Source organism: Pseudomonas sp. NBRC 111140 (genome assembly GCF_001320885.1).
GTDB lineage: Bacteria > Pseudomonadota > Gammaproteobacteria > Pseudomonadales > Pseudomonadaceae > Aquipseudomonas > Aquipseudomonas putida_P.
Window position 1 is genome coordinate 1 of the sequence record NZ_BCBQ01000085.1, and the last position, 14,431, is coordinate 14,431.

The 14,431-nt window shown below is 63.3% G+C and carries 14 protein-coding genes; 6 read left to right on the forward strand and 8 right to left on the reverse strand.

Features of this window, described 5'->3' with window-relative positions; all coding sequences use genetic code 11:
- The coding region (locus APH42_RS22705) for a DUF3108 domain-containing protein (protein ID WP_156352858.1) at positions 1-246 on the forward strand (246 nt) is incomplete at its 5' end.
- A gap of 199 nt (positions 247-445) precedes the next feature.
- The gene (locus APH42_RS22710) at positions 446-628 is read left to right on the forward strand and encodes a hypothetical protein (RefSeq protein WP_012270943.1); all 183 of its coding nucleotides are present in this window, start codon (positions 446-448) and stop codon (positions 626-628) included.
- Positions 629-674: 46 nt separating this feature from the next.
- Here the strand turns inward: APH42_RS22710 and APH42_RS22715 are convergent, their stop codons facing one another.
- From APH42_RS22715 to APH42_RS22745, 7 genes are all read right to left on the reverse strand, one after another.
- The gene (locus APH42_RS22715; RefSeq protein ID WP_012270942.1) at positions 675-1,214 is read right to left on the reverse strand and encodes a DUF2058 domain-containing protein; all 540 of its coding nucleotides are present in this window, start codon (positions 1,212-1,214) and stop codon (positions 675-677) included.
- 26 nt (positions 1,215-1,240) lie between these two features.
- Positions 1,241-2,074, reverse strand: coding sequence for a nucleoside triphosphate pyrophosphohydrolase (gene mazG, locus APH42_RS22720; protein ID WP_060494268.1), 834 nt, complete (start codon positions 2,072-2,074; stop codon positions 1,241-1,243).
- Positions 2,075-2,136: 62 nt separating this feature from the next.
- Positions 2,137-4,377 (reverse strand): GTP diphosphokinase, encoded by a 2,241-nt coding sequence (gene relA / locus APH42_RS22725; RefSeq protein ID WP_012270940.1) that lies wholly within the window; start codon positions 4,375-4,377, stop codon positions 2,137-2,139.
- Positions 4,378-4,473: 96 nt separating this feature from the next.
- The gene (rlmD, locus tag APH42_RS22730; protein ID WP_012270939.1) at positions 4,474-5,832 is read right to left on the reverse strand and encodes a 23S rRNA (uracil(1939)-C(5))-methyltransferase RlmD; all 1,359 of its coding nucleotides are present in this window, start codon (positions 5,830-5,832) and stop codon (positions 4,474-4,476) included.
- Positions 5,833-6,732 (reverse strand): cysteine synthase CysM, encoded by a 900-nt coding sequence (cysM, locus tag APH42_RS22735; protein ID WP_024717686.1) that lies wholly within the window; start codon positions 6,730-6,732, stop codon positions 5,833-5,835.
- Positions 6,733-6,892: 160 nt separating this feature from the next.
- On the reverse strand, positions 6,893-8,266 hold the full coding sequence (locus APH42_RS22740) for a cell wall metabolism sensor histidine kinase WalK (RefSeq protein ID WP_060494269.1): 1,374 nt from the start codon (positions 8,264-8,266) through the stop codon (positions 6,893-6,895).
- A gap of 3 nt (positions 8,267-8,269) precedes the next feature.
- Positions 8,270-8,989, reverse strand: a complete 720-nt coding sequence (locus APH42_RS22745) for a response regulator transcription factor (protein ID WP_041166406.1) — start codon at positions 8,987-8,989, stop codon at positions 8,270-8,272.
- 194 nt (positions 8,990-9,183) lie between these two features.
- Between APH42_RS22745 and APH42_RS22750 the strand changes: the two genes are divergently transcribed.
- The 4 genes from APH42_RS22750 (at position 9,184) to APH42_RS22765 (ending at position 13,858) form a co-directional block, all read left to right on the forward strand.
- A complete protein-coding gene (locus APH42_RS22750) occupies positions 9,184-11,937 on the forward strand; it encodes a response regulator (protein WP_012270935.1) in 2,754 nt (917 codons plus the stop codon).
- Between the two features lie 61 nt (positions 11,938-11,998).
- Positions 11,999-12,988, forward strand: coding sequence for a 2-hydroxyacid dehydrogenase (locus APH42_RS22755; protein ID WP_012270934.1), 990 nt, complete (start codon positions 11,999-12,001; stop codon positions 12,986-12,988).
- A 31-nt stretch (positions 12,989-13,019) separates the two neighbouring features.
- A complete protein-coding gene (locus APH42_RS22760) occupies positions 13,020-13,457 on the forward strand; it encodes a hypothetical protein (RefSeq protein WP_012270933.1) in 438 nt (145 codons plus the stop codon).
- Positions 13,454-13,858 carry an META domain-containing protein gene (locus tag APH42_RS22765; protein ID WP_012270932.1) on the forward strand — a complete coding sequence of 135 codons (405 nt, stop codon included), beginning with the start codon at positions 13,454-13,456 and terminating at the stop codon, positions 13,856-13,858. Before APH42_RS22760 ends, APH42_RS22765 begins: the two co-directional genes overlap by 4 nt.
- A gap of 34 nt (positions 13,859-13,892) precedes the next feature.
- Here APH42_RS22765 and APH42_RS22770 read toward each other — a convergent pair whose 3' ends face one another.
- A complete protein-coding gene (locus APH42_RS22770; protein ID WP_060494270.1) occupies positions 13,893-14,357 on the reverse strand; it encodes a TlpA disulfide reductase family protein in 465 nt (154 codons plus the stop codon).
- Between the last annotated feature and the right edge of the window lie 74 nt (positions 14,358-14,431).

Below are 14,431 nucleotides of genomic sequence, written 5' to 3' on the forward strand. Positions count from 1 at the left end.
ATCGACACCTACGACTTCCGCGTGCTGGGCACCGAAAAGGTCACAACCAAGACCGGCCAGGTCGATGCGGTCAAGGTCGAGCGTGTGCGTGATCCAAGCCAGAGCAAGCGCATCACCGAGCTGTGGTTCGCCAAGAACTGGGACTACCTGCTGGTACAACTGCGCCAGGTGGAAACCGATGGCAAGGAATATGTGATCGTGCTGCAAGATGGCACGGTGGATGGCAAGTCGGTGAAGGGTAACTGAGCCAGCGCCGCCTGCTGTACCCGAAGCCCCGCCCAGTGCGGGGCTTTTTCATGCCCGGCCGAAAGCAACCCTTGTGGGAGCGCTCTGGCTTTCATGAAACTTGTTTCATGCCCGTTTTATTTACTTAGCCTGCTAACAAACTCTATAAAGAGGGTGTGCGACACACTGTCGCAGCCATCTGAAGAAGTGGAGTTTACCGATGACTGTCCAAGTAACCGAACGCGACGAATCGAAAATGTCCCACGAAGGCCTGGCCGCTGGCGTGCGGATCTGGGATGTGCACCAACAAGGCCAGCTGGTGGGCATGTTCCATAATGAGCATGAAGCACACCAATACCGTGTAGAGCTGGAAGACCTGGAAAACCAGCGCACCACGCAATGACCCAGTCTTCAAATGGAAAACCCCGCCAAGGCGGGGTTTTTCGTTTTTACCACATCAGATCATCAGGGATCTTGTAGGCCGCGTACGGGTCATCTTCGTCCGCTTCCTCGACATGGGTATTGAGCAACAGGATACGGCTTGGGTCGCGCTCCTGGATTTTCACCGCCGCCTCACGAGGAATGATCTCGTAACCGCCGGCATGGGCGACCACGGCAAGCGCGCCGTTGCTCAGCTTGGTTCGCATCAAGGCGTTGACCGCAATACGCTTGACCTTCTTGTCGTCGACGAAGTTGTAGTAGTCCTCAGTGTTCAGCTTGGGCAGGCGGGTGGCTTCGATCAGTTGCTTGACCTGCGCGGCACGGGCCTTCTGCTCGGCCTTTTCCTGCTGCTGGCGATTCAGCTCCTGGTCGCGCTTGACCTTTTCGGCCATGGCTTCCTTGGCTATGCGCTGCTGGCTGTCGTCGACTTCGACCTGGCCTTTGTGCTCCATGCGCTTCTGTTTCTTTTCAGCTTTGTTGGTCTGCGAGACCTGTTTCTGGTTGACCAGACCGGCTTTGAGCAATTGGTCGCGAAGGGAAAGGCTCATGAATGTTCACTCACTTATGCAACAGCTCAGCCGCAGCTGGGCAGGTTCTTTTCCTGACGTTTGGCCTCACCCCAAAGGGCGTCCAGCTCGTCAAGGTTACAATCTTCAATGGGGCGGCCACTGTCGCGCAATGCCTGTTCGATAAAACGGAAGCGTCGCTCGAACTTGCGATTGGCGCGGCGCAGGGCGTTTTCCGGGTCGTGCTTGAGGTGGCGAGCCAGGTTGACCGCGGCGAACAGCAAGTCACCCACTTCATCTTCCAGGGCATCGGCATCGCCATCAGCCATGGCCTGCAGCACCTCATCCAGCTCTTCACGGACTTTGTCCAGCACCGGCAATGCCGCCGGCCAATCGAAACCGACCGTGGCCGCGCGTTTTTGCAGTTTGGCTGCCCGCGACAGCGCCGGCAAGGCTGCCGGCACGTCGTCGAGCAGCGACAGCTGTTCGGGCTGGGCTTTTTCCGCGCGCTCTTCGGCCTTGATTTCTTCCCAACGCGACTTGACCTGGGCCTCGCTCAAGCTGGGGGTATCCACCGGCGCGTACAGCTCGCCAGTGGGGAATACATGCGGGTGGCGGCGGATGAGCTTGCGGGTGATGCTGTCGACCACGCCCTCGAACTCAAAACGCCCCTCCTCCCGGGCCAGCTGGCTGTAATAGACCACCTGGAACAGCAAGTCGCCCAGCTCACCTTGCAGATGCTCGAAATCGCCTCGCTCGATGGTGTCAGCGACCTCGTAGGCTTCTTCGATGGTGTGCGGGACAATACTCGCGTAGTTCTGCTTCAGGTCCCATGGGCAGCCGTACTGCGGGTCGCGCAGACGGGCCATGAGGTGCAGCAGGTCTTCGAGGGTGTAGGTCATGTAAACAGGTCCTTCGGCGGTGGCTTCTTCGCGGGCGAACCCGCGAAGCAGGCGACGCAGTCTCAAGGGGTACGATTACGCCGCGTCTCGATGATGTTCGGCAGCTGCGAGATCCGCCCCAGCAGGCGACCCAGCGCGTCCAGGCCTGGAATCTCGATGGTCAGCGACATCAGCGCGGTGTTGTCTTCCTTGTTCGAGCGGGTGTTCACCGCCAATACGTTGATCTTTTCGTTCAACAGCACCTGCGACACGTCGCGCAGCAGGCCCGGGCGGTCGTAGGCACGGATGACGATGTCGACCGGGTAGGTCTGCACCGGGATCGGCCCCCAGCTCACCTGGATCATGCGCTCCGGCTCCTTGCCTGCCAGTTGCAGCACCGAGGCGCAGTCCTGACGGTGAATGCTCACGCCACGGCCCTGGGTGATGTAGCCGACGATGGCATCGCCCGGCAGTGGCTGGCAGCAACCAGCCATCTGCGTCAGCAGGTTGCCGACACCCTGGATCTGGATGTCGCCACGCTTGCCGGTACGAGGCCCGGTTGGCTTGCGCGGCACCAGCTCGATCTGCTCGATGCGCTCGGGCTCCAGCAACTGCTGGGCGGCATTGACCAGGTGCGCCAGGCGCAGGTCGCCAGCACCGAGCGAGGCGAACATGTCCTCGGCGGTCTTGACGTTGGTCTTCTCGGCCAGGCGTTCGAAGTCCACTTGCGGCAGGCCCAGGCGGCTGAGCTCGCGTTCGAGCAAGGTCTTGCCGGCAGCGACGTTCTGGTCGCGCGCCTGCAGCTTGAACCAGTGGACGATCTTGGCCCGCGCTCGCGAGGTGGTGACGTAGCCCAGGTTGGAGTTCAACCAGTCACGGCTGGGGTTGCCATGCTTGCTGGTGATGATCTCCACCTGCTCGCCGGTTTGCAGGCTGTAGTTCAGCGGCACGATACGGCCGTTGATCTTCGCGCCCCGGCAGTTGTGGCCGATCTCGGTATGCACGCGGTAGGCGAAGTCCAGTGGCGTGGCGCCCTTGGGGAGGTCGATGGCGTGGCCGTCAGGGGTGAACACATAGACCCGGTCGGGCTCGATGTCGACCCGCAACTGCTCGGCCAGGCCACCGATGTCGCCCAGCTCTTCATGCCATTCCAGCACCTGACGCAGCCAGGAGATCTTCTCTTCATAGTGGTTGGAGCTGGGCTTGACGTCGGTGCCCTTGTAGCGCCAGTGGGCGCACACCCCAAGCTCGGCTTCTTCGTGCATGCCGTGGGTACGGATCTGCACCTCCAGCACCTTGCCCTCGGGGCCGATTACCGCTGTGTGCAGCGAGCGGTAGCCGTTCTCCTTGGGGTTGGCGATGTAGTCGTCGAACTCCTTGGGAATGTGCCGCCACAAGGTATGCACGATACCCAACGCGGTATAGCAGTCGCGAATTTCCGGCACCAGCACGCGTACTGCACGCACGTCGTAGATCTGGCTGAATTCCAGGCCTTTGCGCTGCATCTTGCGCCAGATCGAATAGATATGTTTCGCCCGGCCGCTGATGTCGGCGTTCACACCGGTGGCCAGCAGCTCGTTCTGCAGTTGGTTCATCACGTCGCTGATGAAGCGCTCGCGGTCCAACCGGCGCTCGTGCAACAGCTTGGCGATCTGCTTGTACTGGTCGGGTTCGAGGTAGCGGAAGGACAGGTCTTCCAGCTCCCACTTGATGTGGCCGATACCCAGGCGGTGCGCAAGCGGTGCATAGATGTCGAACACCTCACGCGCGACGCGCAGGCGTTTTTCGTCGTCGGCGGCCTTGACCGCACGGATTGCGCAGGTGCGTTCGGCCAGCTTGATCAATGCCACCCGCACGTCGTCGACCATGGCCACGAGCATCTTGCGCAGGTTCTCGACCTGCGCCTGCGAGCCCAGTACCAGCGACTGGCGTGGGCTGAGGCTGGCACTGATAGCGGCCATGCGCAGCACGCCGTCGATCAGCTTGGACACGACCGGCCCAAAACGCTGGCTGACTTCGGCCAGGGTAACTTTGCCCTCGCGCACCGAGCGGTAGATGACCGCTGCCACCAGGGAATCCTGGTCGAGCTTGAGATCGGCGAGAATTTCGGCGATTTCCAGGCCCGCCTGGAAGCTCGACGTACCGTCCGCCCAGGAATGCTTGGCCGGGTTGCCCTTTTTCTCTACTTCATGAGCAAACTCGCAGGCTTCTTTCAGCGCTGCGCGATCCAGTGCCGAATCGACGCTTACCACATGGTCCAACCATGCTTCGAGATTGATACTGCCGTCAGTGTTGACCGGCTGGTGCACTCTCACCTGTACCATCTTTGTTATACCTTTCCATACAGCGCACCACGCGGGTGCGCTGGCGATCACCGTGCGGCCGCCATTCCATGGCAACCGCACCAAGGGGCCAGTCAGCTAGCCCGCTTCGAATAACGCCATGGCCTCGACATGCGCCGTCTGAGGAAACATGTCGAGAATCCCGGCCCTTTTTAACCGGTACCCCTGACCGACCAGCACCTGGGCGTCTCGCGCCAGCGTGGCCGGGTTGCACGATACATAGACCAGCCTGCTGGCCTTGAGGCGGGCGATGCCTTGCACCACCTCGAAAGCACCGTCGCGCGGTGGATCCAAGAGTACCGCAGAAAAGCCCTCGGCGGCCCATCCGGTGCCTGCCAAAGGCTGCGATAAATCGGCCTGAAAAAACCGTGCGTTATGCACATTGTTGTTCCGGGCATTGGCTGCTGCCCGATCGACCATGGCCTGCACACCTTCTACTGCCACCACCTCGCGCGCCTGGCGGGCCAGCGGCAGGGCGAAGTTGCCCAGGCCACAGAACAGGTCCAGCACGCGCTCGTCGGCCTGTGGTGCGAGCCAGGCCAAGGCCTGCTCGATCATGGCCGTGTTGACCTGGGCATTCACTTGCACGAAGTCGCCAGGGCGCCAGGCCAGTTCCAGCTGCCAGGGCGCCAGGGCAAAGCCCAGTTGCGCGGCCGGGTCCACGGGTGCCGGCTCACCTTCGCCTTGCAACCACAGCTGGGCATTGGCCTGCTCGCAGAACGCCTGCAGCCTGGCCAGGTCCTCGGCCGGTAGCGGCGCCACGTGGCGCACCAGCACCGCCTCGGCAGTGCCGCTGAATAGCTCCACATGGCCTAGCGCCTGCGGTTTGTTCAACGAGCGCAGCACCGTCGGCAAGTGACGCAGAATCGACTGCAAGGGCTGTACCAGCACAGCGCAATCATCGATGGCAATGATGTCCTGGCTGGCTTCGGCACGGAAGCCTACCTCCAGTTGACGCGCCTTGATGTCCCAGCGTACGGCCACGCGAGCCCGGCGCCGGTAGCCGAATTCCGGCCCGCTCAAGGGGGCGGCCCATTCCTCGGGCTGCACGCCGGCTACCCGCTGCAGTTGCTCGGCCAGGGTGCGCTGCTTGAGCGCCAGCTGCGCTTGGTGCGGCAGATGCTGCAGGTTGCAGCCACCACAGCGGTCGTAGTAGCGGCACGGCGCCTCACGGCGCTCGGGGCTTGCCTGCAGCAAACGCTCGAGGCGGGCCTCGACCACTTTGCCACGGGCATTGAGCACGCGCGCCTCCACGGCCTCGCCGGCCAGGGCGCCACTGACGAACCAAGTGCGCCCTTCGTGGAACGCGATGCCACGGCCGTCACCGGCCAGGCGCTCGATGTCCAGGCGTTGTTTCTTGCCTACGGGAATCTGGGCGCTGCGGTTGCCGCCGGTCGGCTGGAAGCGCAGGCCACTGTTGGTTTTTTTCTTGGACATTTAGCTCGGGTCAAACAGGCCGGTGGACAGATAACGGTCGCCACGGTCGCAGATGATCGCGACCATCACGGCATTTTCCACTTCGCGGGACAGGCGCAGCATGGCAGCGACCGCACCACCGGAGGACACACCGCAGAAAATGCCCTCTTCACGGGCAAGGCGACGGGTGGTGTCTTCGGCTTCCTGCTGCGACATGTCGACCACACGGTCGACGCGGGTGGCGTCGAAGATCTTTGGCAGGTATTCCTCGGGCCAGCGGCGGATACCTGGAATGGCCGAGCCTTCCATCGGTTGCAGGCCGATGATCTGCACCGCCGGGTTTTGCTCCTTGAGGTACTGCGAGCAGCCCATGATGGTGCCGGTGGTGCCCATGGAGCTGACGAAATGGGTAATGCTGCCCTGGGTCTGCTGCCAGATCTCGGGCCCGGTGCTGTTGTAGTGGGCAATTGGGTTGTCGCCGTTGGCGAACTGATCGAGCACCAGGCCACGACCTTCGGCCTGCAGCTTCTCGGCCAGGTCGCGGGCGCCTTCCATGCCCTCCTCCTTGGTCACCAGGATCAGCTCGGCGCCATAGGCGGTCATGGCGGCCTTACGCTCGGCAGTGGAGTTGTCGGGCATGATCAGGATCATCTTGTAGCCCTTGATCGCCGCCGCCATCGCCAGGGCGATGCCGGTGTTACCGGATGTGGCTTCGATCAGGGTGTCGCCAGGCTTGATCTGCCCACGCAGTTCAGCGCGGGTGATCATCGACAGCGCCGGGCGGTCCTTCACCGAGCCGGCAGGATTGTTACCTTCGAGCTTGAGCAGGAGGGTGTTGCTGGTTTCACCAGCAATGCGCTGCAGGCGAACCAGGGGCGTATTGCCGACGCAATCGGCGATGGTTGGGTACTGCAAGGTCATGGCGTATTTCACAATCCGGACGGCAGGGGCGCCTATCATACCGGCAAACCCTCCGTGGCCATATCACGCAATCTGTGGTGTATATAGCTACAAGCTATAAGCTGCGACCTGTGCCAGCCTTTTCGCGGGTAAACCCGCTCCCACAGGGATTGGGCTGCCTTCAGGTGAAATGTGGTACCCGCGACGAGGCCGATGCATGTGACGGCAAACGCATCCACAGCCGCAACCCATGCTTGCCATTCTGCGCCCACAAGGTCCCACCCTGGCGCTGGATGGCGCTGCGGGCAATGCTCAGCCCCAGGCCAAAACCACCATCCCCCGGTCGCGAGCCATCCAGCCGCGAGAACGGCGCGAAGATCCGCTCCAGGTCTTCTTCGGCCACCCCGCCGCCCTCATCCTCCAGCCACAACCACCAATAGCTACCCTCACGCTGCCCGCCCAACCGCACGACACCCTCGGCCGGTGAATGGCGGATGGCATTGCGCAGCATGTTCTCCAGCGCCTGGGCCAGGTGGTTGAGGTTGCCCTGCACCCAGCAGTCGGCCGGCACTTCGCAGCGCAAGCGGGCAGGCGACCAGCCGCTTTCATAGCAGGCATTCTCAGCCAGCAGCTCCCAAAGCGCGTGCACTTCGATCGGTTCCAGGTTCATCGGCGCACGTTCGGCGTCCTGCCAGGCCAACTGCAGGGTGCCCTCCACCAGCTGCTGCATGCAGTCCACCTCACGGGTCAGGCGCTCGCGCAGGCGTTGCAGGTCGGTTTCGCCGTCGCAAGCGACCCGCAACCGGCTCAGCGGCGTGCGCATTTCGTGGGACAAGTCGCGCAGCAACTGCTGCTGCATGGCCACCGTGCCCTGTAGCCGCTCGGCCATCTGGTCGAAGGCACGGGCCAGCTCGCCCAGCTCGTCGTGCCGGGCGATGGTGCGCGAGTCCAGGCGTGCCGACAGCTGATCGGCGCGCCAGGCATTGGCCTGCTCGCGCAGCTGGTTCAGCGGCACGATCAACATCCGGTACAGGCCCACGCACAGCAACAAGGTGAACAGACCGGGGATGATGCCGTTGGTGACAATGCGCCACAGCAAGCGGTACTGGTCCGGGTTGAACCGCTGTGGCAGCTCGATCACCAGCATGCCCTGCTCCGGCGCCCCCGGGAAGGGTATGCGCACCCACGGCTGGTCGACGCTGCGCCGGCTCATCGGCCAGTCGACACCGCGCAGGCGGGTCAGCCGCTGCATGATCTGCGGGTTGAGGGTAGCGCTGTCGAGCGGCCGCAGGTTGATGTCGAGCACGCCCACCCAGCCCCGTTCACGCTGATGCATCGCCGCCACCCACTGGTCCAGCCCCGCCCGCCCGCCGCTGCGCCAGGCCTGTTCAGCCTCGCCGGCGTAGCCCCGCAATGCCTGCCGGGCCGGCTCCGATAGGAAGGCATTCTGGGTTTCCATGTGCCGGCCCCAGGTGTAACTGAGGCCGATCATCAGCAGGCAGAAACCCACCAGCAAAATGGCGAGTTTCCAGAACAGCGAGTGGCGATCCAGCATGGCTCACTCCGCCTCGCTGGCGCTGAGCACATAACCCTTGCCCCACACGGTGCGTATCTGTCGTTCGTGGTAGCCGATACCCTTGAGCTTGCGACGGATCTGGCTGACGTGCATGTCCAGGCTGCGGTCATGCCGCGAATAGCCGCGCTGCAACACCTGCTGGTACAGAAACGGTTTGCTCAGGACCTCTTCGAGGTTGCGGTTAAGGATGTCCAACAACCGGAACTCGCTGGGGGTCAAGCCTGCCAGATGGCCATCCAGGCGCACATCGCATAGCCCCTCATCGAACTCCAGCTCACCGCAGCCTGCCTGCTCCAATGGAGCTTGATAGCGCCGCTCAAGGGCCACGCGGCGCAGAATCGCCTCGATGCGCACCTGCAACTCGGCCATGCTGAACGGCTTGGGCAGGTAATCGTCGGCCCCTCGCTGAAAGCCGCTGATACGGTCGGCCTCGGCCCCCAGCGCCGACATCAGGATCACCGGTGTGGCGCTACGCTTGCGCAATTGCGCCAGGGCATCCAGGCCATTGAGCCCCGGCAGCAGGATGTCCATGAGCACCACATCGAAGATTTGGCGACCCGCTGTTTCCAAACCCTCCAGGCCATTACGGCACCAGGTGACCTGAAAACCACCCCGTTGCAGCTCTTCGTGCAGATAGGCACCCAGGACCGGGTCGTCCTCGATGGCGAGGATATTGGAGTTGTGAATAGCTACAGGATTCATTGGCAACTGCCATGCATTCTCAATTGCGCAATTATTGAGCATCCACCGCCTGCCAGGCAACCGCCCTGCGACCAATGCCCCGGCAATGCTGCAAATCAGCTACTGAAAGAGGTGCAATGGTGCGGCAGGCGGAGTAACTTCGCGGCTTGACCGTCACCACCTGACGGCTACCAGGCACATCACAGGAGGCGAGTGTGCTCGATCGTTTGGGAATTCGCAGCCGGGTACTGCTGCTGGCACTGCTGCCGGCCGGCTTGATGGCCCTGGTGCTGGGCAGTTACTTCACCTGGCTGCAACAGAACGACCTGCGCACCCAGTTGCTGCAGCGCGGCAAGATGATCGCCGAACAACTGGCGCCACTGGCAGCACCTGCCATGGCCCGGCTTGCGCCTGCGCAACTGGAACGCATTGCCGCACAAACCCTGGAGCAGGCCGATGTGCGCGCCGTCGCCTTCCTGGCCCCGGACCGCACGCGCCTGGCCCACGCCGGCCCGAGCATGCTCAACCTGCCACCCAGCGGCGGGACCGGCACGCAACTGCTGCAGCGCAGTGGCAATGACGCCACCCGCTACCTGATGCCGGTGTTCGGCCACCACCGCGACCTGGCCACCGATGCCGTGCCGGCCGAAGCCGAGCGCCTGCTGGGCTGGGTAGAGATCGAGCTGTCGCACGACGGCACGCTGCTGCGCGGCTACCGCAACCTGTTCACCAGCCTGTTGCTGATCTTCGCCTGCCTGGTCCTCAGCGGCCTGCTGGCGCTGCGCATGAGCCGCACCATCAACGACCCCATCGAACGCATCAAGCACGCGGTCAACCAGCTCAAGGACGGCCACCTCGAAGAACGCCTGCCGGCCATGGGCAGCCATGAGCTGGACGAGCTGGCTCGCGGTATCAACCGCATGGCCGAAACCCTGCAAAACGCCCACGAAGAACTGCAGCACAGCATCGATCAGGCCACCGAGGACGTGCGCCAGAACCTGGAAACCATCGAAATCCAGAACATCGAGCTGGATATGGCGCGCAAGGAAGCCCTTGAAGCCAGCCGTATCAAGTCAGAATTCCTGGCCAACATGAGCCACGAGATCCGTACCCCGCTCAACGGCATCCTCGGCTTCACCCACTTGCTGCAAAAAAGCGAGATGACGCCGCGCCAGCTGGACTACTTGAGCACCATCGAGAAGTCCGCCGACAACCTGCTGGGGATCATCAACGAGATCCTCGACTTCTCCAAGATCGAGGCCGGCAAGCTGGTGCTCGACAGCATTCCGTTCAACCTGCGCGACCTGATCCAGGACACCCTGACCATCCTTGCCCCGGCCGCCCACGCCAAGCAGTTGGAATTGCTCAGCCTGATCTACCGCGACACGCCGTCCTCGCTGATCGGCGACCCGTTGCGGCTCAAGCAGATCCTCACCAACCTGGTCAGCAACGCCATCAAGTTCACCCGCGAAGGCACGATCGTGGTGCGCGCCATGCTCGACGACGAACACGAAGACCACGCGCAACTGCGCATCAGTGTGCAGGACACCGGCATCGGCCTGTCGCCGCAGGATGTGCGCACACTGTTCCAGGCCTTCAGCCAGGCCGACAACTCGCTGGCCCGGCAGCCGGGTGGCACTGGCCTGGGGCTGGTGATTTCCAAGCGCCTGATCGAGCAGATGGGCGGCGAAATCGGTGTCGACAGCACCCCGGGTGAAGGTTCGCAGTTCTGGATCAGCCTCAACCTGCCCAAGGCTCACGACGATGTCGAGGAGCTTCCGCTGCAGCCACTACTGGGCCGCCGCGCAGCCATTGTCGATGGCCACGAACTGGCGCGCCAGGCGCTGGAGCACCAGTTGGAAGATTGCGGCCTCAGCGTGAGCCTGTTCGCCTCCTACGACCAATTGCTGCATGGGGTGCAGGCCGCCAGCCAAGCCGGCCTGCCGTTCGAGTTCGCCGTGCTCGGGGCCAACCTGGGCAACTTGTCGCCCGAGCAACTGGGCCACTATCACCAGCAGCTTGAGCGTTACCATTGCCAATGCGTGGTGCTGTGCCCGACCACCGAGCAGGCGCTGTACCACCCGTACCTGCCCAACGGCCATGGCCAGTTGCTGTCCAAGCCCACCTGCACCCGCAAGCTGCGGCGCCTATTGCTGGAGCTGGTGCAGCCGCGTCGACCGCTGGCCGAGGTGAACAACGTCAACGGCCAGCGCCAGCCGAAAATACTCTGCGTCGACGACAATGCCGCCAACCTGCTGCTGGTGCAGACCCTGCTCGAAGACCTGGGTGCTGAGGTGCTGGCCGTCGACAATGGTTATGCTGCGGTACAGGCCGTGCAGGATGAGCCGTTCGACCTGGTGCTGATGGACGTGCAGATGCCTGGCATGGACGGCCGCGCCTGCACCGAACAGATCCGCCTGTGGGAAAACACCCAAAGCGGCAACCCGCTGCCGATCGTCGCCCTCACGGCCCATGCCATGGCCAACGAAAAGCGCGCGTTGCTGCACGGCGGCATGGATGACTACCTGACCAAACCGATCAGCGAACGGCAACTGGCCCAGGTGGTGATGAAATGGACCGGCCTGAGCCTCGGTGCACCGCACCAGGCGCAGGCCGAGCTGCCGGCCAACGGCGATGAACTGAAGGTGCTCGACCCGGAAGAGGGCCTGCGCCTGGCCGCTGGCAAGGCAGACCTGGCGGCCGACATGCTGAGCATGCTGCTGGCCTCGCTGGATGCCGACCGCGAAGCCATACGCGCTGCCCGCGAGGCCAATGACCGCGAAGGGCTGATCGAACAGGTGCACCGCCTGAACGGCGCCTCGCGCTATTGCGGCGTGCCGCAGTTGCGGGCAGCGTGCCAGCGCAGCGAGACGTTGTTGAAGCAGGACAATCCGCAGGCGCAGCAGGCCCTGGATGAACTGGACAGTGCGATCGGCCGGCTGGCTGCGCAGGCGCGGCTGAGCGCCTGAGTGCCTGGCTTGATACAGGCAACCACCACCCCAAGACATGCACCACAAAGGAAACCCCACCATGCGCGCCCTGTTGTTCAGCAGCCAGCACTACGACCAAGAAAGCTTCACCGAGGCTGCCAACGGCACGTCGCTGGAGCTGCATTTCCAGCCCGCCCGCCTGACCCTGGACACCGCCGCACTGGCCGATGGTTTTGAGGTGGTGTGCGCCTTCATCAATGACGAACTCGACGCCACGGTGCTGCAGCGCCTGGCCGCAGGTGGCACACGGCTGATCGCCCTGCGCTCGGCCGGCTACAACCACGTAGACCTGGCTGCCGCCCAGCGCCTGGGCCTGGCCGTGGTACGCGTGCCGGCCTACTCGCCACACGCCGTGGCCGAGCACGCCGTGGCGCTGATCCTGGCGCTCAACCGGCGCCTGCACAGAGCCTACAACCGTACCCGCGAAGGTGACTTCACCCTGCACGGGCTAACCGGCTTCGACCTGCACGGCAAAACCGTGGGCGTGGTCGGCACCGGCCAGATCGGCGCCGCCTTCGCCCGCATCATGGCAGGGTTCGGTTGCCAATTGCTGGCCTACGACCCCTACCCCAACCCAGAGCTGCTGGCCCTTGGCGCGCGTTACCTGCCCCTGCCCGAGCTGCTGCGCGAAGCCCGCATCATCAGTCTGCACTGCCCGCTGACCGAACACACCCGCCACCTGATCAATGCGCAAAGCCTGGCCCAGTTGCAGCCCGGCGCCATGCTGGTCAACACCGGTCGCGGCGCGCTGGTCGATACCCCTGCGCTGATTGACGCGCTGAAAAGCGGCCAGCTTGGCTACCTGGGCCTGGACGTCTACGAAGAAGAAGCCCAGCTGTTCTTCGAGGACCGCTCCGACCTGCCACTGCAGGACGATGTGCTGGCCCGCCTGCTGACCTTCCCCAACGTGATCATCACCGCCCACCAGGCCTTCCTCACCCGCGAGGCGCTGGATGCCATTGCCCAGACCACGCTGGACAACATCAACCGCTGGGCGGCAGGCAATCCACAGAATCTGGTGATGGGTTAGTGCTAGGATACGCGGCATTTCTGGAGGACCCATGGTCGAGCACGATTTCCGCTACACCCTTTTCAACCCGCAACACACCCTGATCGAGTGCCGTGCCTTGGTGCCGGGCCGCTACCAGGTCACTGGCAACGGCGGCTCGATGCACAAAGGCGACACCCTGCTGGTCACCCTGAAGGGCAGCAAGGACTTGTCCATGCGCCTGACCGTGGAGAGCGTACGCCACCTGATCAACCCACGCGGCCAATGGGTTGCCGTGGCTACTGGCCCGGTGTTCAACGAGCTGGAAATCCTCACCTGGCAGGTCGAGTGCGACAACTGCGACGCTGTGCTGGACTTCGAGTTCGCGGTAGACGCCAAACTGGGCAAGAAAGCCCGCCAGCCTGCCGCCAGCGCGCGCATTGCCGAGCTGGGCTGGGTCAGCCGTGGCGAAAAACACCTGTGCCCCCATTGCCAGGAGAGCGCCGCGTGAAAAACCTGCTGACCGGCGCGCTGATTGCCACCGGCCTGCTCGGCTGCGCCGCCGAACCGTCCAAGCTGCAGCAGGAGCGCAGCTATGTGTTGGAGTGGATTGGCGAACGACCACTGATGGACTACAGCCACCTGACCCTGACCCTGGCCAGCGACGGCCGTGCCTACGGCAACGGCGGCTGCAACCACTGGTTTGCACCGTACACGCTCGATGGCGAGCACCTGAGCTTCGGCAAGGTCGGCAAGACCCGCAAGCTGTGCGCACCGGCGCTGATGGAGCAAGAAAAGCGCTTCCTGCAGGCGCTGGAAACGGTAGAGCGTTGGGACGTATCGCCGGTGGAGCAGATGCGCTTCTGGCCGGCCGAGGGCAAGCCGCTGCGCTTCTGGCCTGAAGAAGGCTGATAATCAATGGGGCCGCTTTGCGGCCCCAACTGCATCAGGCGCCTTTCAGCGCCTTGATCTTGGCTTGCAGCCCTTCCAGCGTCTGCTCGCCCAGCAACTGCTCACGCACCTTGCCTTTGTCATCGATGATGTAGGTCACCGGCAGCGCCTCGCTGCGCGGCAGGTCATAGCGCTCGGCCGGGTCCTGGGCCAGCACGGTGAAACCGATACCCAGGGTTTCAGCGGCCTGCTTCAAGTCCTGCCCCTGCAAACCATCGAAGTTCACCCCCACCACCTTGATGCCATCAGCCGCCCACTGCTTGGCCGCTGCGTTCAGTTCCGGGATCTCGGTACGGCACGGCCCGCACCATTCAGCCCAGTAATTGAGCACCAGCCAGTGCCCTTCGATCTGTTCGGCCTTAACCGTATTACCGTATTGGTCCACGCCATAATCGGCACCGCAACCACCGAGCAACAGGCTCGCGGTGATGGCCAGTACTGCTGCCAGACGCCTTGCCATGGGTCAATCCTTCTCGAGTTTTAAAGCAAATTGGTCAGTCGCTGCGGTTAGAATAGCCGCCACACCCAGCTGGA